General features: G+C 59.8%; 18 protein-coding genes. 9 read left to right on the top strand and 9 right to left on the bottom strand.

Annotation, left to right across the window (positions count from 1 at the left end; all coding sequences use genetic code 11):
- Positions 1-47 precede the first annotated feature (47 nt).
- Positions 48-920 (bottom strand): PaaX family transcriptional regulator C-terminal domain-containing protein, encoded by an 873-nt coding sequence (locus tag CIK76_RS15835; protein WP_096288165.1) that lies wholly within the window; start codon positions 918-920, stop codon positions 48-50.
- Positions 921-1,225: 305 nt separating this feature from the next.
- Complete coding sequence (locus CIK76_RS15830) at positions 1,226-1,807, bottom strand: purine-nucleoside phosphorylase (protein ID WP_096288163.1); 582 nt, start codon at positions 1,805-1,807, stop codon at positions 1,226-1,228.
- 142 nt (positions 1,808-1,949) lie between these two features.
- On the opposite strand from CIK76_RS15830, the gene CIK76_RS15825 reads away from it, so the two are divergent.
- Positions 1,950-2,441 carry an S-ribosylhomocysteine lyase gene (locus CIK76_RS15825; protein WP_096288161.1) on the top strand — a complete coding sequence of 164 codons (492 nt, stop codon included), beginning with the start codon at positions 1,950-1,952 and terminating at the stop codon, positions 2,439-2,441.
- A gap of 701 nt (positions 2,442-3,142) precedes the next feature.
- The gene (locus CIK76_RS15820; RefSeq protein ID WP_096288312.1) at positions 3,143-4,507 is read left to right on the top strand and encodes a pitrilysin family protein; all 1,365 of its coding nucleotides are present in this window, start codon (positions 3,143-3,145) and stop codon (positions 4,505-4,507) included.
- Positions 4,508-4,590: 83 nt separating this feature from the next.
- Here CIK76_RS15820 and CIK76_RS15815 read toward each other — a convergent pair whose 3' ends face one another.
- The 3 genes from CIK76_RS15815 to CIK76_RS15805 all read right to left on the bottom strand — a co-directional run bounded on the left by CIK76_RS15815 (position 4,591) and on the right by CIK76_RS15805 (position 6,430).
- Positions 4,591-5,037 (bottom strand): hypothetical protein, encoded by a 447-nt coding sequence (locus CIK76_RS15815; RefSeq protein ID WP_096288159.1) that lies wholly within the window; start codon positions 5,035-5,037, stop codon positions 4,591-4,593.
- A 122-nt stretch (positions 5,038-5,159) separates the two neighbouring features.
- A complete protein-coding gene (locus tag CIK76_RS15810; RefSeq protein ID WP_176484256.1) occupies positions 5,160-5,885 on the bottom strand; it encodes an alpha/beta hydrolase in 726 nt (241 codons plus the stop codon).
- A 137-nt stretch (positions 5,886-6,022) separates the two neighbouring features.
- The gene (locus CIK76_RS15805; protein WP_096288155.1) at positions 6,023-6,430 is read right to left on the bottom strand and encodes a hypothetical protein; all 408 of its coding nucleotides are present in this window, start codon (positions 6,428-6,430) and stop codon (positions 6,023-6,025) included.
- Between the two features lie 196 nt (positions 6,431-6,626).
- Here CIK76_RS15805 and dapB point away from each other — a divergent pair, with 196 nt between their 5' ends.
- Together dapB and CIK76_RS15795 are read left to right on the top strand one after the other, a co-directional pair.
- Positions 6,627-7,385, top strand: coding sequence for a 4-hydroxy-tetrahydrodipicolinate reductase (dapB, locus tag CIK76_RS15800; RefSeq protein WP_096288153.1), 759 nt, complete (start codon positions 6,627-6,629; stop codon positions 7,383-7,385).
- Positions 7,382-7,843, top strand: coding sequence for a hypothetical protein (locus CIK76_RS15795; RefSeq protein ID WP_096288151.1), 462 nt, complete (start codon positions 7,382-7,384; stop codon positions 7,841-7,843). Before dapB ends, CIK76_RS15795 begins: the two co-directional genes overlap by 4 nt.
- A gap of 90 nt (positions 7,844-7,933) precedes the next feature.
- On the opposite strand, the gene CIK76_RS15790 is transcribed toward CIK76_RS15795, so the two are convergent.
- Together CIK76_RS15790 and CIK76_RS15785 are read right to left on the bottom strand one after the other, a co-directional pair.
- Entirely contained in the window at positions 7,934-8,809 is an 876-nt protein-coding gene (locus tag CIK76_RS15790; protein ID WP_096288149.1) for a hypothetical protein, read from the bottom strand.
- Positions 8,810-8,889: 80 nt separating this feature from the next.
- A complete protein-coding gene (locus CIK76_RS15785; protein ID WP_176484255.1) occupies positions 8,890-10,062 on the bottom strand; it encodes a heparan-alpha-glucosaminide N-acetyltransferase domain-containing protein in 1,173 nt (390 codons plus the stop codon).
- 66 nt (positions 10,063-10,128) lie between these two features.
- On the opposite strand from CIK76_RS15785, the gene dapA reads away from it, so the two are divergent.
- Positions 10,129-11,040 (top strand): 4-hydroxy-tetrahydrodipicolinate synthase, encoded by a 912-nt coding sequence (gene dapA, locus CIK76_RS15780; RefSeq protein WP_096288145.1) that lies wholly within the window; start codon positions 10,129-10,131, stop codon positions 11,038-11,040.
- A 19-nt stretch (positions 11,041-11,059) separates the two neighbouring features.
- Positions 11,060-12,766: a ribonuclease J gene (locus CIK76_RS15775; RefSeq protein WP_096288143.1), complete on the top strand. Its 1,707-nt coding sequence runs from the start codon at positions 11,060-11,062 to the stop codon at positions 12,764-12,766.
- A gap of 97 nt (positions 12,767-12,863) precedes the next feature.
- Here CIK76_RS15775 and CIK76_RS15770 read toward each other — a convergent pair whose 3' ends face one another.
- Positions 12,864-14,189, bottom strand: coding sequence for an ISL3-like element ISPfr2 family transposase (locus CIK76_RS15770; protein ID WP_096288141.1), 1,326 nt, complete (start codon positions 14,187-14,189; stop codon positions 12,864-12,866).
- Between the two features lie 632 nt (positions 14,190-14,821).
- On the bottom strand, positions 14,822-15,133 hold the full coding sequence (locus CIK76_RS15765; RefSeq protein ID WP_096288139.1) for an antibiotic biosynthesis monooxygenase: 312 nt from the start codon (positions 15,131-15,133) through the stop codon (positions 14,822-14,824).
- Positions 15,134-15,241: 108 nt separating this feature from the next.
- Between CIK76_RS15765 and CIK76_RS15760 the strand changes: the two genes are divergently transcribed.
- The 3 genes from CIK76_RS15760 to CIK76_RS15750 all read left to right on the top strand — a co-directional run bounded on the left by CIK76_RS15760 (position 15,242) and on the right by CIK76_RS15750 (position 17,265).
- The gene (locus CIK76_RS15760) at positions 15,242-16,183 is read left to right on the top strand and encodes a helix-turn-helix domain-containing protein (protein ID WP_096288137.1); all 942 of its coding nucleotides are present in this window, start codon (positions 15,242-15,244) and stop codon (positions 16,181-16,183) included.
- Positions 16,184-16,553: 370 nt separating this feature from the next.
- Positions 16,554-16,676: a hypothetical protein gene (locus CIK76_RS19925; RefSeq protein ID WP_255248509.1), complete on the top strand. Its 123-nt coding sequence runs from the start codon at positions 16,554-16,556 to the stop codon at positions 16,674-16,676.
- A gap of 82 nt (positions 16,677-16,758) precedes the next feature.
- Positions 16,759-17,265: a hypothetical protein gene (locus CIK76_RS15750; RefSeq protein ID WP_096288133.1), complete on the top strand. Its 507-nt coding sequence runs from the start codon at positions 16,759-16,761 to the stop codon at positions 17,263-17,265.
- Positions 17,266-17,342 lie beyond the last annotated feature (77 nt).

Below are 17,342 nucleotides of genomic sequence, written 5' to 3'. Positions count from 1 at the left end.
CCGTGGCTCTTTGGCTTTGCGCGGTAATAGCTATTTTGTGAGCTGTGTCAGCTGTCCACGCCGATAATACGTTTAGCATGACGACCAGCCATGGGTGCCAAGAGTGTGTGTAAATTGTGGAAGAGATCTTCTGCCTTTAATGCATTCCATCCCTCTGGAAGCAATTCTGCTGGGAGCCCTGGATCGGAGTAAGGGAGTCGTCGCCATTGGGTGAGCAGGATCAAGTGATCTGCGAATGCCCGGGCATCAAGTTCAGGGTTGTCCCCGGCCTGGACAAGCTGTTGCCAGCTTTCCAATCGGCCTCGGTTCTCGTTCAAAAATTCGGAATATAGCTGATCCAAGGAAACTAAGTCCCACCAAGAACTAAGATTCTTCTGAATTTGGGCACCGCCGATATGCTCGGCAAGGAAAAATTCGAAATACTGATCTAGTCCGTGTCGCGTGAAATAGGCCAGCGCTGCGTCTTTGGCATGTTCCGGAGCAATCCACAGTCCAGGAACTACGGAGCCAAAGCCCATCCGCACCAGTGATGAGCGAATCTTGTGCCGTATATTGCGCTGGGTTTCTGGCACCGTGAAGGTCGCCAACAACCAGCGATCCTGAGCTGTGGCGCGACGGGGATGGAAGATCCGTTCGTCACCTTCGGCGAACGTGGTCAAGACTGAGTCAGCAAGCGAATATCCATTGCGGCCTTGCACTTGAACGCTCTCAATGACTCCGCGTTTTTTCAACCGAGATATCGAGGAACGCGTTCCGGCAGATTCAACCCCAACATCCTCCATCAGGGAAATAATCGTTGCCACAGGCAAGGCGCCCCCGTACTGGCGTGCGTATAAACCAAAGAGGGACACGATCAGCTGATGATGGCGAGGCACAGAGATGTCTCCAACACTGACACGTGCGTTTGCCTGTGCGGTCATGAAACGTTCTCCAATCGATCCTAGTCATTCGATTCTAGTGCGAACCATCAGCGGGATGGCGCAAGCCATAGAAGATTGGTCATTTTGATCGGCCAGGGAAATCAATGGGATATTCGATCAAAATAACATCTAGGAATTCTCGGATTTTGAAATCCGCGCACGATCTTGAACGCGAATGGCGCAGGCGTGGTCTAGGCATCTGTTTCCTTGAACCACGTCTGCGCCAGGGGAACGATTTAGCAAAAGCCGATGGCGGACCGGTCAATCACCTGTCGTTCACCTCTCAATAGCGCGCGGGCGCGGTACTATTTGGCTGCGTCGAGTGCCGTGCGCAGGTGCGCATCGTAGAACTCGCGAAGCTGAACACTCTTGGCCACGACAATCGCGTCCCAATCTTCCATGCTGGTGGAGCTGTCCGCATAGTCAGAAGGCACCTTAAAGATCTGCAGCGGTACACCGAAGAGCTGGCACATGCTGGCATAGGCGTAGCCTTCCATGTCCACCAATGCTGCATTCAGCCCGGAGATGTGGGTGCGCTGCTCGTCATTGCTGACAAATACGTCACCGGTGGCCATGGTCGCCTGAGTATCTGGCAACAGGATCTCACCGGCGGGCACTACATCGGCCGAGGCCAATGGGAAGTCGTGCTGGATCAATCGGGTGACCTGATAGATGGTGTCCAAGCTTGGGCGGTCTTCATCTGCGCTGCCGACTACACCGGCGGTGCCCAAAACGATCACGCGCTCAACATTGCCCTCGGCGAGCGCACCGGCAAGAGCGACCGAGGCATTGACCTTGCCTACTCCGGAGACCACATGCGGTACGTCCGCGAAAGCTGACGCTTCGTCACTGTGCGCGAATACTAGCAGGGTCTTCTGATCCGACATTCGGTTCCTCTCAACAACAACTAAAGTCTTTTTGATTCAGGCCGGAAGCAGATCGCACGGCCAGTATCCTCACTTGAGTTTATCGGTTAAGGAAGATGAAGTTTTTCGATTTTGCTGGCAGGGGAGCGGATAGACTTAAAGTATGAGTGATATTGAACTTGCTGAAGTCGAAAGTTTTGCCTTGGACCACACCAAGGTCAAGGCTCCCTACGTTCGTAAGATTGGCGTTGAGCGTGGACCTAAGGGTGACGCCATCACGAACTACGACATTCGTTTTGTGCAGCCGAACCACGGTGAGATCCCTACCGCTGGCCTGCACACTATTGAGCACACCATGGCTGGTTTGATCCGGACCCGCTTCGAAGGCCTGATTGATTTCTCTCCTTTTGGTTGCCGTACGGGTTTCCACATGATTGTGTGGGGCGAGCCGACTCCAGCCGAGGTTGCTAAGGCCATTAAGTCTTCCCTTGAAGACCTAGCTGAGCGCGTTACTTGGGATGACGTTCCAGGCACCGAAGCAGTGAGCTGCGGTAACTACCGAGACCACAGCCTGCACTCGGCCAAGGAATGGGCAAAACTGATTTTGGAACAAGGCATCAGCCTCGATGCATTTGACCGGACAAACATCGCGTAGCTGACGGCATCGAGTAGTTCACTTCGGCCATGGCCTGATTCGGTGCGCGCTCGCGTGAGTGAAACTAGTGAGTATTCCCTGCTGACTATTGAACTATTCTGCGCTGGGTACTTGAATGGACGGATAGCCGCGATAGCGGAGAATCATTCAACGGAGCGAAGAGGAAAACAATATGGAGTCCACCGATCCCGATTTTCCGAGAGAACCAGGATGGCCATCACCTGGTCAGCCACCACGGCCGAATGTTCCAGATCATCCAACCTCGCCCATAGATCCACCTGATCCGACCACGCCACCAAGCCGGCCCGATCCCGGTGGCCCCAGCACACAGCCACCGTTTGATCCGACTACGCCCACGGACAGCTGACCAGCAACATAAGTTCGGTTCAAGCTCATTCTGAGGGTTTGTCTCTAACGAGGTCCGGCTCGCCCACTTGGCGAGTCGGATCTTGTTCTTGGCTGTCACCAAAGGGGCACCGATGCTGGAACCGAGGAAGTCCGGACTCCACTTGCCGCTCTTTCGCATCGAGGTACCCAAGCCCAGTATCTTAGGAAAACCTCGGAGGTCAAGCGCGGCAAGCAATTGAGAGGTTGCCCCTAGTTCCAAGTATTCAATGGTGGGGCTGTGGGAGAATAGGGACAATGTTCCGCCCAGACTTACGATCCGGGCCCCAATGATTTAAGGATGTTTCTCTGTGGTCATGATTCCGTTGCCATTGCACTCGGTAGAGGCTCAACAGTTCTCTCCGATTGACCCGGCTGACCCCTCGCTGGTTCACCGTGGTGAGGGTGGCGCGGAAGTCCGCCGCAGTATTCTTCCCGGAGGCGTACGGGTTCTGACCGAGGCCATGCCCGGCCAGCGTTCGACTACCGTTGGATTCTGGGTACCAGTGGGCTCCCGTGATGAAGAAGCAGGGCACTACGGCTCAACTCATTTCTTGGAGCACTTGCTGTTCAAAGGAACTAAGAAGCGCACCGCACTGGAAATTGCTCAGTCTTTTGACGCGGTAGGTGGGGAATCGAATGCCGCGACGGCGAAGGAATCCACCTGCTATTACGCGCGAGTGCTAGATTCCGATCTGCCGATGGCTATGGATGTCATTGCCGACATGGTGACCTCCGCGGTAATCGATCCGCTAGAGCTAGAGCAGGAGCGCGGGGTGATCATTGAGGAACTTGCCATGGACGCTGACGACGCCACCGAGGTCGCCCACGAACGCTTCGTCGCCAAGGTGCTAGGCGATCATCCTCTGGCTCGCCCGATCGGCGGGACACCGGCCGAGATCATGGAGATCTCTCGCGAAGCAGTCATGGAACACTATCGGGCCCACTACCGTCCGAGCGAAGTGATCATCACCGCAGCTGGTTCATTGAACCATGATGAATTGTGCTCCATGGTGCTCGCTTCGTTAACCGAGGCTGGCTGGGATCTTGATCCTATGGCAGTGCCGAAACCACGCCGTTCTTCGGAACCAGCAACGATCGTCTCAGTTCCTGGCATCGAAGTGATCAACCGCCCGGTCGAGCAGGCCAGCATCATCATTGGCTGCCCAGGTATTAGCGGGCAAGATGACCGCCGGCAGGTCCTTGCGGTCCTAAACGCGGTACTGGGTGGCGGCATGAGCTCGCGGCTCTTCCAAGAGATCCGCGAAAAGCGTGGCCTTGCCTACTCCACTTATTCATTCTCAGCTGCATACACCGACGCCGGATATTTCGGCATGTATGCAGGTTGTTCACCGGCTAAAGCCGGAGAGGTCATCGGCTTGCTCGAATCCGAGCTGGATCGTTTAGCCGCCGACGGCATCACCGATTCGGAGCTTACTCAAGCAAAGGGCCAGCTCGCCGGCGGAACGGTGTTGGCACTGGAAGACCCGGGAAGCCGTATGTCGCGTCTGGGTCGGGCCGAGATGGTCACCGGCGAATTCCAGGACATAGATGAGGCGCTGAGCCGCGTAAACGCGGTCACCACCAAGGACGTACAGGCATTGGCTCAAGAGCTTGCGGCCAAGGAGCGGACCATCACCGTGGTTGGCCCATTCGAGTCGGCGCAGGCGCTCGGACGCTAAACGCAAGCAGAGAATTTGCAGGGACGCGAGGTCGCACTAAATGTTGCTTGACCTGGCGTCCCTTCATTTGTGCCGGAAAAACGCTATCCCTTGTTGTATTTGCCTCGAGTGGCGACGTACGAGGCCGCGGTGCAAGTGTCGGGAGCGTTGTTGATTGCCTTGCAGGCTCGCACGCGGAACCCGTTGACGGTGAGCGAATAGTACGGAATGACGCGCTTGGAATCGTCTCGATAGTATTTTGTCGTTCCCGCACCACACACGTTGGTGGTCAGCCGGGACCATCCGGTATCCGGAGCATTGTTGCGTACTCCCTGGTATTGGTAGTAGACGCACTTGCCATCGCGATTGTCATCGGTGAGCGCCAGATTGAAACCGATGCTTCGATTGTCATCGCGCCATACTTTACCGCTGCTTTTCGCCCAAGAATTGTCCATGTTGTAGCTCTCGTAGGCCTGTGCGGGAACCGCCAGAGTCGTGGCTGCCAGGGTAAGCGCTGCCGCTGCTGCAAATGTTCGCAGAGTGCGCCTCATCGCTTACCTCACATGCTGGGTTGATGTTTCTCAGGGCAACCCTATGCCGAGCGAAACTCTAATTCAAGGGGTTGGAGATACAGGTTTGGACAGTCCGCCAATACACTTCTTGCTTTTGAACGTCAGCACGTTGACGCTGAAACAGCCGAATTTTTTGCTTTGCGTACAAGCTCAGCGAGCTCTTCGAAATGCGAGTAATTAAAACCGTGAGCAGCGTTCTGGAACACCGTCAGTTTCGCCTGCGGGGCCTTAGCCGTCAGCCGTAGCCCAAATTCAGGCGGTGAAAGTGAATCTTGCGTACCGCAGACCACATCCACGGGAACGGGGACGGTGCGCAACAGATCAATGGTCGAGTAGTCGAGCATTTCCGAGCAGCTCTTAGCCCACCACGGAATCCCGCAGCGTAGGTAGTCAACGAGCAGGATCGCCTTGACCGCGTTCCACTCTTGAGGGAAGTCTTGGATTAAACGGCGCGCTTGACGAAAAAGCGTGTCTTCCCGGTCATTGACCGCGGGTGCGGCAATGATGAGGTGTTCGAGCAGTTCGGGTCGGGTCCGTGCAATCTCAATGGACACCTGTGCCCCCATCGAATGCCCGAGAATCACCGCATTTTTCACGTTGAGCGTGCGCAGCGCTAGGGACACTTCGTGGGCGAAGCGTGCCACGCTGACTGGGCGTCCATCATCCATATTTTTGCCATGCCCGGGTAGCTCGGGCACAATCACTCGATGGTCACGGGCCAACTCCGTGGCCAGAGGAGTGAAATAGCGGCTTGAAGCTCCCAACCCGTGGATGAGAACCACGTCCGGACCTTCGCCGGCCACGCGCACCGATAATCGAGTGCGCAAAGACTCCGGGACCTGTCCAAAATAACCGTGCCGCACACATAACCTTCCGTCCGCGGACGATTCCACGAAAAATCTAGTATTCAGTTAACTGAGGATCAAGGATAGCCAATCATCGCGAGCAATGGTGCATTGCAGCTTTAAGGCAGACCCACCGCGTGTTGCTCGATTGCCGGCCAAAGGTCCTTGGGGAAGAGCTTTTCAACGTTTTTTTGATAGTCGCTGCCGTCACCGGGAGTGCTTACTTCACTGCCATCGGCACGGAAAGGGTAAGAATGCCCCTGGTCTATTTCCTGATCGGGTGCCGAGGCTGCGGTCACGCAAGTCGCCCAGCCATAGGTGGTATCGGCGTCCTGACGGAAAACTTCGACTTGGCATGATGGCGTTTCGATCCACGAGCTTTCCTGCTCCAGCAGATCAACGAGCCTGGAGCGCTCTTCATCGCTTAACGACGTCGGTACATCGCCGGAACCGCAAGCGACAGTTCCACAAGCAACAGCAAATAAGATGAATGTGATAGCGCGCCATCGCTTCAGGACGGTCCCCATTACTTGACAACTCCTAGAAAGATCCTGTCTTCCATTTTTCCTTGTGAAGAATTGAATTACAAGCTACACGCCGTATATCTCGAGATGATCGCAAAATCTTGGAGGTGGATCCCCGCGGTGCCGTCGCGACTGGATCAGGCGCAGATCACGTCACCGATGCGAAGACCTGCAGGGTACAGGCGATAGGCTTAAACCCATGAGTGCACAGATTAAGGTTGCGGTGCTTGGCGCCGCAGGACGAATGGGCGCGGAAGCGGTTAAAGCCGTCTCCGAAGCCGCCGATATGGATCTCGTGGCGAGCCTTGGACGAGGCGCAGACCTGAAAGAAATTCTTGAGGCAGGCGCAACCCACATCGTTGACCTGTCGGTACCGACAGCCACCGAAGCCAACGTGCGCTTCGCCGTGGAGAATGGCTTGCACGCAGTAGTGGGAACCACCGGGTGGGACGACGAGCGCCGTGCGAAGCTTGAGCACCTGCTCGCGCAGCACCCCGAAGCAGGTGTGCTGATCGCCCCAAACTTTGCTCTTGGTTCGGTGCTTGCCAGCGCCTTCGCGGCCACGGCCGCAAAATACTTTGAGTCGGTAGAGATTATCGAACTGCACCACCCCAACAAGGTGGATGCACCCAGCGGCACCGCGGTGCGCACCGCCGAGCTGATTGCCGCAGCCCGCAGGGACGCCGGCGTGGCGAAAAGCCCGGACGCAACGGAAACCCAACTTGACGGTGCCCGAGGCGCCCTCGTGGACGACGTGCACGTACATTCAGTGCGTCTGCGCGGTCTGGTGGCCCATCAGGAAGTTCTTTTCGGCGGCCCCGGCGAGCAGTTCACCCTGCGCCACGATTCTTATGACCGGGCATCCTTCATGCCAGGGGTGCTGCTCGGCCTGCGTACCGTCGCCTCGCGCCCAGGACTTACCTATGGGCTCGACGGCTACTTGGAGTTGGGCCAGTGAAAACCAAACTATGGGTAGGCGGCATTCTGCTGCTGTTCGTTTTGTATATTGCCATGTCCTTCACCCAAGCGATGCGCTTCATGCGCACCGGCGAACCGATCGCCATCGCCATAGGCGTTGCGGTCTTCGTCATTCCTGCGCTGGGCGTGTGGATCTTGATCCGCGAGATTCTCTTCGGACTGCGCACCGAGAAGATGGGAAAAATTCTCGCAGAACTCGGCGAACTGCCGGAAGACTTGCCACGCATGCCCTCGGGCAGGTTCGTGCGAGAAGCTGCTGACGCTGACTTCCCGATCCACAAGCAAGACGTCGAGGCCCATCCTGAATCCTGGAAGTCTTGGTACCGCTTGGCTTTGGCTTATGACGCCAGTGGAGACCGGAAACGTGCACGAGCTTCGATGCGAACTGCCGTGAATTTCTTCGTGGCCGAGAAGAACGCGAGCACAACGAGCAAGTGATCTGAACACATGAAACGGCAGGAGCTTCGCAACCTACTCTTGGTTTCGAAGCTCCTGCCGTTTTAATTGAGATATTTCAGAAGTCTAGCTCTAGTGGATGGGGAGCCAGATGCAGCGCTCTACGGAGTCGTCATTCTCCACCACGTTGTAGAGCCGCCACCCGCCGGGTTCTCCGCCCTCAGTGCCTTGATCTTCAAGTCCAGCAATGCTGATCCCGCGGATCTCACCAGATGAGAATTCCTCCTTGGCTTCCGTCGTGGGCGCCAGGTAGTAGGGCTCGTCAAAGGGCACGACATCGCCGGGCAGTTCTTCATTGCAAACGCCGCCGTAGCCGCGTTCGGGGCCCGTTTGAACGGGAAGCCAGATCTTGTCCTCGCCAAATTGCTCGACGGCGATGGTTCGCGTTTCCTCCCAGGTTCCTCCCTCTGCGCATGATCGGTCCTCATCGAAGATGGTGCGACGAGTTTCCGTAATCTCTATGCCACCGGGTATGGCGGTCACCTCATTGATGAAATCACCGCAGCTTCTGCTGGCCGCTACAGGGTGGATTAATTGTTCTGGCTGTTCGATGGCCGCTAGCCAGATAAACCAAAGCGAGGAGAAGCTGTTGCCGTCTAGCATTTCGACCGGCGCTAAGGCATCTTCGACTCCATCGCCGTTCATATCCGAATAGACTACGTCCCCAATGGAGTATTCGGCGGTGTTGAGGTTCGCCTTGCCGTTCTTGAACTGAAGCGCTGTGGATTCTTCGGAACCGTATCCGTCGCTTAATTCCCATAACGCGTTGTCAAGATCAAATTCGCGAAGGCTTGGGGCAGCGGGGGATTCGGATGGTGCAGGTGAAGATTCGCGCGGTGGATCGATGGGCGCCGAAGAGCATCCGATGAGCGCAAGAGCAAGCAAAATGCACGAAGATTTGAGCGGAATATTATGCAGCCTCTGCCGGGAATGGACGCGTTTGATCATAAGGAAAGTCTAACTAATCCCTTGTCAGTTGGCCTAATAGCGAGATGCATATTTCTTGCCTTCGGGGACTGGCGGAGAGCTTAGCTTGGGTTCTCTTTGTGGTCTGCGTTCGGCAATTCGCTCAGGTAGCGAACGCCAGCTTCCAGCGGGCCTGCCCTGCGGGTGTGGTGCAAGAGCAACGCGGTGAGCAGCATCAGCACACACAGTACCCACCACTGGGTCCACTGCGAGAGTCCCAGCTGCAGCATCGGCAACAAGATCAGATGGCCGATGTAGAGCGTCAGCGGAGCGCGCCCGGCGCTTGCAATGAGCGAGCCGAAATAGCCCAGGTAGGGGACCAGGAGCAGCAATACCGCCAAGACTGCGACAGCACAGGCCGCTGCATGAATTGTGAAAATCAGTGATCCCGAATGCGCGGTGGGCAGCCAAATATAAGCGGATTGAGTCAAGAACGGGTCGAGGTTCCCGGACGGTGAACGCCCGGTGACCAGCAAGGCAAATAGCTGCGAGCGAGGAACCCCGGCCAGCGCGCCAATCCCATCGACCCACGGAAGGATCTTCAGCCATCCGATGAGCAGGCTTAGTGCCGCGACAACTACCGAGCCGGCCGCCAACCACGCCACCGTGCGCCGGTCAGTCAGTCGAAGTTTCCCCACAGCTACCCCGAGCACGCCATAGCCGATCCAGATCAGCAGCGGGTAGTACCCGGTGACCAGCAGGTCTTCGAGCAGCAGTCCCGGGCGCGCAAAGTCGGTGAAGGTTGGATTATGGCCCAGGGGCGCTCCGGCATCGCCGGCCGCCAGCGGCCGCCAGATCAGCGGAGCGACCAGCAGCCAGCTACCGGCCAGTGTCCACAGAACTTTCACTGGCACCCATAACGCCGGGATCAGCACCAGGAACAGCAATCCGTAATGCACCAGAATGTTCGCGATGGACTCGTTCGCCGGGCCGATCAGCATGCCCAGCGCGGCGATAACCGCCGCGCGGCGCAGCAGCACCATCGATGCGGACCTGCGATTCAGGCCCTTGCGTTCCAGCGAGCGGGCGAACAAGGCCAGCGAAACACCGGCGAGCACCATGAAGAGCACCGAGGCGCGGCCATTTGCCACGGCTCCGGTGAGGGTTGGCTGCAGCGCACCGGTCGCATCGCGGGCGAAAAGATCAAAGATATGGGCGGCGAACATTCCCAAGATGGCTAGCGCCCTGGCTGCATCCAATCCGGGCAGTCTGCGGGCCTTTGTTTCCACGTCCATAGACATATCGCATCACGGAACAACATGAATATGCCATCAAGACACTTCCGCGTGTAGATTTAAGCCATGGCAACTAGTGAAATTGATAATCAGTCGTTCCCGTTCGGTACCGTGCTGACCGCGATGGTCACCCCCTTCACCGAGGCAGGTGAGGTTGACTATGATGTCGCCGCCAAGCTGGCTATCAAACTCGTTGATGAAGGCTGCGACGGTCTGGTCGTCACCGGCACCACCGGGGAGACCTCAACGCTCACCGACGAAGAGAACATCGAAATGTTCCGCACCGTCGTCAATGCGGTCGGCGACCGCGCAGCGGTGCTGGCGGGCTCCACAACTAATGACACTCGCCACTCCATCCGTTTGTCGCTCGGCGCCAAGGAGGCCGGAGTCCACGGCATCCTGGTCACCGCACCTTATTACAACAAGCCAAGCCAGGCCGGAATTATCGCCCATGTGAAGGCGATTGCCGAGGCCATTGACCTGCCGATCATGATGTACGACATTCCGGGCCGCACCGGAATCGCGCTGAGCCCGGAAACTATCATTGAACTAGCGCAGATTCCTCAGGTCATTGCGTTGAAGGATGCAAAGGCCGACTACCAGTCGACCACCACCGTGCTGGCTAACACCGATTTGCACGTGTACTCCGGGGACGACGGGCTGACTTTGCCACTGATGGCAGCCGGCGCCGCCGGTGTCGTTTCCGTGACGGCTCACGTCGCGGCGGCTAAGTACCGTACGCTTGTTGATGCGATGCATGCCGGGGATTTGGCGACTGCACGCGCTACACACTTCGAGCTGGACCCGATCCAGCGCGGCATCATGGGCCACATTCAGGGCGCAGTTGCCGCAAAATATGGACTTCACTGGCAGGGTGTCCTGCCGAACACCGTCGTTCGATTGCCGCTACTGGCACCATCGGACGCAGAACTCGATGCCATCCGCGCGGACCTACGTGAAGGTGGATGGGATCTTTAACGAAAGGGCTTAACCACTTATGACTGAAAGTTCAGTAGGCAAGGCCGATACTGCGCGTATGCAGAAGCCGACCAAGCTGAAGAAGGGGACCCTACGTACCGTTCCGCTGGGCGGATTGGGCGAGGTCGGCCGCAATATGACCGTTTTCGAGATCAACGGCAAGCTGTTGATCATCGACTGCGGTGTGCTCTTCCCCGAAGAGCACCAGCCGGGCGTTGACCTGATTCTGCCCGACTTCTCCTACATCAAGGATCGTCTGGACGACGTGGTGGGCGTAGTGCTCACCCACGGCCACGAAGACCACATCGGTGCGGTTCCGTACCTATTGCGTCTGCGCGAAGATATCCCGCTGTATGGTTCGAAGCTGACCCTAGCCTTCATCGAAGCCAAGCTGGCCGAGCACCGCATCAAGGCGATCACCAACGTGGTCACCGAGAATGAAGTGGCTCAGATCGGCGAGTTCGAGTGCGAATTCGTCGCGGTGAACCACTCGATCCCAGACGCGCTGGCCGTGTTCGTGCGTACCGAAGCCGGTACCGTGCTGCACACCGGTGACTTCAAGATGGATCAGCTGCCGCTCGACGGCCGCATCACCGACCTGCGCCACTTCGCCAAGCTCGGCGAGGAGGGCGTGGACCTGTTCCTCACCGACTCGACCAACGCCGAGGTGCCGGGCTTCACCGTCGCCGAACGCGAAATCGGTCCGGTGCTGGAAGCGAAGTTTGCTCGGGCCCGCCGCCGGATCATCGTCGCCTCCTTCTCCTCGCATGTGCACCGCGTCCAGCAGGTGCTGGATGCTGCAGCCGTGCACGGCCGCAAGGTTGCTTTCATCGGCCGTTCGATGGTGCGCAATATGGGCATCGCCGAGCGCCTCGGCTACCTGCACATCCCGCAGGGGGTCGTTGTTGACCTGAAGCAGGTTGACCAGCTGCCGGATCACAAGGTGGTGCTGATGTCCACCGGTTCGCAGGGTGAGCCGATGGCAGCACTGTCCCGCATGGCCAACGGTGAACACAAGGTCCAGATCAACCCGGGTGACACCGTGATCCTGGCCTCCAGCCTCATCCCGGGCAACGAGAACGCGGTCTTCCGCGTGATCAACGGCCTGATGCGCTTGGGCGCCGAGGTCATCCATAAGGGCATGGCCAAGGTCCACGTTTCCGGCCACGCCTCGGCCGGTGAGCTGTTGTACTGCTACAACATCGTCCGTCCGAAGAACGTTCTTCCGGTCCACGGCGAAACCCGCCACCTGATCGCCAATGGCCGTTTGGCCGCGCTGTCCGGTGTTCCGGAAGAGAGCGTCATCCTCGCGGAAGACGGTTCGGTCATTGACCTCAAGGACGGCGTAGCCGAACTCGTTGGCCAGGTCGAATGCGGTTACGTCTACGTGGATGGTTCCAAGGTCGGCACCATCACCGACGAGGACCTCAAGGACCGTGTCACCCTGGGCGAAGAAGGGTTCATCTCGGTGATCACCGTGATCAACCGCCAGAACGGCACCTTGATCTCCGGGCCAGACATCCACGCCCGCGGCGTGGCCGAGGACGATGCGGTCTTCAACGAGATCAAGCCAAAGATCGCCGCAGCGATCTTGGAGGCAGTGGCTAATAATCCAAACCACTCCACCCACCAGCTGCAGCAGATCGTGCGCCGCGTCATCGGTTCGTGGGTGTCGCGCAAGCTGCGCCGCCGTCCGATGATCGTTCCGGTAGTGCTCGAAGCGTAAGCTTCAATCCTCGAAATGCCCCAAACCACCAGTGGTTTGGGGCATTTCGTGTATCTAAGGCAAGGTTCTCTGCCGATGCTGTGGTCATGTTAACGGCTCATCCCAATCGGGGGTGTAGGAGTTGGGGTCTGAAGCCGCCGGTCTCGAGCAGGCTTCGGGCGATGTAGTTGGTCAGGTTGCGGAACCCGAGTGCGGAGCCGCGCAGGTGTTCGAGCCGTCCGTTGAGCGCCTCGGTCGGCCCGTTGCTGGTGCCGGGTCGTTCGAAGTAGGCGAGCACGTCAGCGGCTCGCTTCTTCAGGGTCCGGCCCAGGGTGGTGAGCTCGGTGAGCACCTTGGGGACGCCGGCGCTGAGGTCGGTGATCAGCTTCTCCATGAGCTCGCGGCCACGTTGCCGGTCCTCGTGGCGATAGGCGGCGATCATGCGCTGGTAGACACCCCAGGTCGCCTCGACCTCGACGTGAGCGTCATCAACGAACAGCGCGCGTAGCCTGTCGCTCTGCTTGTCGGTGAGCAGGTCCGCGCCGGTGTGCAGCGTGCGCCGCGACTTGTAGAGCGGGTCGTCCCTGAACCCACGGTGCCCGTGGATCGCGAGTTGGACCCGGCGCCGGCACCTGTCGAGGGCGTCACCGGCCAGGCGCACGACGTGGAAGGGATCCATCACCGTGACCGCGTCCGGGATCTCCTCTGCAGCCGCGGTCTTGAACCCGGTGAAGCCGTCCATCGCGACCACCTCGACCGCGTCACGGAAGGCGTCGTCGCGGTCGGCGAGCCAGGTCTTGAACGCCGCCTTCGACCGGCCCTCGACCATGTCCAGCAGCCTTGCTGGGCCGGCGCCATCGCGGACCGGGGTGAGGTCGATGATCACGGTGACGTACTTGTCGCCACGCCTGGTGTGGCGCCAGACGTGCTCATCGACGCCAATGACCTTCACGCCCTCAAACCGCGGGGGGTCGTTGATCAGCAGCCGCTTGCCTTCAGCCAGGACCGCGTTGTTGGCGGTGTCCCACGCGACCCCGAGTCCCTCGGCGACACGGGCGACGGTGAGGTGTGCGACCACGATCCCTTCCAGCGCCCACCGCAGCCCGGTGCGCGAGAGCTTCGCGCGTGGCTCCGCCGCGGCGCTGGTGTCTTGGCGCCACACGTGTCCGCAGTCGGCACAGCGGTAGCGGCGCACTACAACTTCCAGCACGGTCGGTCGCCAGCCCAGCGGCTCGTGGGCCAACCGCCGGATCACGGTGTCACGAGCAGCGCCTTCGCTGCCGCACCGTCGGCACCACTGATCTGGTTCCACCACGCGGCACGCGAGGACCGCACGATCCGGTTCAAGTCGTTGTCCGGTCACGCTCAGACCGAGGCCGTCGAGTCGAGCGAAGGCGGTCAGGTCAGGGCGGCCGAAGCCGGCCGGCGGGGTAGCTTCGGACACGTCGAGGTCTTTCGGATGGATGGCGTAGGAACCTCCGTCGTCGGGAGACCTCGACGTCTATCTGCGGACCGACGCGCCCGGCCGACCTACACCGTCATCTGAGAAGACCCCTGAAACGTCTTCGACGACGACGGGACCGGCGAGGAGGAGGGCGCGGTGAGCTAAAGGAATGGAGCTTACTCGGCTTCGACGCCGCCGCAAGCTCCGGTGAAACGGTCGGTACTGGTCGGTCGTCGTCGGTCACCACCGGATGGCGGCGTCCCCCACGCTCGGCGTTTGCGCAGGTCAGCGGCTCGTTCGCCCAGTGGGCGCATCAAGTGATAGACGCAAAGCCGACGTGATTCGGTCGTCGGTTCGATTCCGACAGGCGGCTCCGGCGAACAGCCCCTGACCTGCGGAAACGCAGGGCAGGGGCTGTTCGGTTCTGGTGGTCGCGCGATGCGCTGGCCTCACGGCTCTGCCCGACACCGACGTCGCTCTCCTCTGCGACGGACCCCTCGCAGGCTGAGCGCTCGCGGCCGGCATCCTGTCCGTGTGCCGATAGGCCTCGCACCGCTCGGCAACGCAGCGTGGCGTTGCGTTGCGACCTGGCGACGGCTCGGCGGGGCGCGATGGTCTCGTGCGTTGGCGGACTACGGGAGCTTGGACGCGAGGACGTCGGCCGCCAGGATCTCGGGTGCTGCGCCGAGGAGGTGCTGGTTGGCCATCAGGGCTGCGACGATGGCGCCGTTGGCGTGGGCGTCGCGAGCGGCCTCGTCGGGGAATGCATCGAAGATCCAGAAGGTGTCGGCGTGGGTCCTGACCGCGAACCAGACAATCGTTCCTACTTCTTCGTTGGCGAGCGCGACAGCGCCGGTGAGCAGATCGGCGAGCGCGTCGTGCTGTCCATCGGCCGCGACGATCTTGGCGACGAAGGCATACGGAAGTGATGCGGGTGTGGACATGAGAGGTTCTCCTAGGTGTCGAGGTTTCTTGGTGAAGCAAGTTCAGTATATGACGAAAAAGGGCATGTGAGAAGTGGCGTATACGGCAGTATTGCTATTGTTTACGTCATGCGTATTGGACTGATTGCGATCGACGGCTGCTTCGGTTCGGCTATCGCGTCGATCATCGACATCGTGCGGGTGGCCGACGGAGCCCGCGGCGATGTCGACCCGCGGATCGACCCGATCGAACTCGTCATCCTCGGACCGAAACGGCGAGTGACCACGACGGCATCGATGACCCTGTCGGTGGACCACCCGCTGTCGGAGTCCGGAGAGTTCGACGTGGTCGTCGTCCCTGCGCTTGGAACCCTTACGGCCGCCGCTACCAACGACGCCCTCCAGAGCCGAGATGCTCGTTCGGTCATCGCCTCGCTCGGGCGCCTCGACGAGGCGACCACCCGGATCGCCGCGGCGTGCACCGGCGTGTTCGCCGTCGCCGAGACCGGACGGATGCATCATCGGCGGGCGACGACCAGCTGGTTCCTGGGGCCGGAGTTCCTGAAGCGCTATCCGACCGTCGCCCTCGATCTCGACACCATGGTCGTGGTCGACGGGAACCTCGTCACCGCCGGCGCCGCCTTCGCCCACATCGACCTCGCGCTCTCACTCGTGCGATCGATCAGCCCCGACCTGGCCCAACATGTCGCCAAGCTCCTCATCATCGACGAGCGTCCGTCGCAGGCGGCCTTCGTCGCCTACGAACATCTCCGGCACGAGGACCCGATCGTCGTCGAGTTCGAACGCTTCGTGCGCGCCCGCCTGGACGAACCGTTCAACGTCGCCTTCGTCGCGCAGTCGCTCGGCACCAGCCGGCGCACCCTCGAACGACGAGTCCGTGCGGCGCTCAACCTCACTCCGCTCGGCTTCGTCCAACGGCTTCGCATCGAACGAGCTCGGCACCTCTCAGCAACCACGGACCTCACCTCCGCCGAGATCGCGCTACGGGTCGGCTACGCGAACGCCGAGACTCTGCGCTCCCTCCTGCGCAAGGAGCGACGCCGTTCCTGACCTATCGCCATGCCTTAGAACCACCTCTCAGCACGTCGCGTCGACGCTCCTGCGTCGCCCCTGGACGCCCCACTCGACACGCCCGCAGCACAGGCCATGCGACGTGCCCCGGCTTCCCGGACGGTCGGGGTTGGGTGGCTATGATGTCGCTGCGTTCTCGTCGAGAGGATCAGCAGACCCGATCAGGGTCGATTGGGATGAGACGCGAAGGCGGTCAGGTCAGGGCGGCCGAAGCCGGCCGGCGGGGTAGCGTCGGTCACGTCGAGGTCTTTCGGATGGATGGCGTAGGAACCTCCATCGTCGGGAGACCTCGACGTCTATCTGCGGACCGACGCGCCCGGCCGACCTACACCCTCATCTGGGAAGAGCCATGTTAACGCTCCGCGCGCAGCGTTCAGCCAGCTTGCTGCCACCCACGCTGGGCCCGCTCGGCTACTGGCAGCGGCGGGATTCCCTGATCGCCAAGCTCGGGTCCGTGGCGCAAACGACCTGAACGACTAACCGGCATAGACTGACGTATCACTGCAACGCATTAAATATCGACAAGTCAAATAGCAATCGCATATGATCACCATATGGTGAAAATTGCTGGGCAGAAGGCCGAATCGTTCACTTTGCCGCTCTTCGGGCTGGCGATCCTGGCCGGCATTGTTTTTGGCGCCGCGCTCAGCGCCGCAATTTTCTGGCCAATTCTGGCTAAGGAATCACCGTTCTCGCTGTCCGGCATTGGTGGGGGTCTGGTGCTGGCCTTGGCCAACGGCGCGTGGATCGGCGCGATCGCCGCGGTCTTTCCCGCCACGGGGGCAACCATCGCCTTGGCGATTCGTGAGAAGAAACGACCCGCCGCTACCGGAAACTCCCAGGCTCTGATGGGCGCGATCGGTTCCGCCGCCGGCGGGGTCTTCGTGGTACTGGCGCTCGGCGCAATTTTCTCCCAAGCGCTGGACCTCGTATCCGGGCTTGCATCTGCTTTGGCCTTCCTCATACTGTGCTTCGCTATCGCGTGGATGAGCATTCGTGGGCTAGCGCAACGAAGGGCAGCATCTTCGATTCGGCCACGGCCGGGAGCGCCCGCGGAATAGGCAAGGCTCCAATCGAAGCGCATCTCCTCGGTGCAGGTCCAATCACTAAGACTTTCAAAACCCGACAGGAACGAATC

It is taken from the genome of Glutamicibacter sp. BW80 (assembly GCF_002332385.1).
Classification (GTDB): Bacteria; Actinomycetota; Actinomycetes; order Actinomycetales; family Micrococcaceae; genus Glutamicibacter.
Note: the sequence above shows the minus strand (reverse complement) of the source record. Positions and strands in the feature narration are given on the sequence as shown.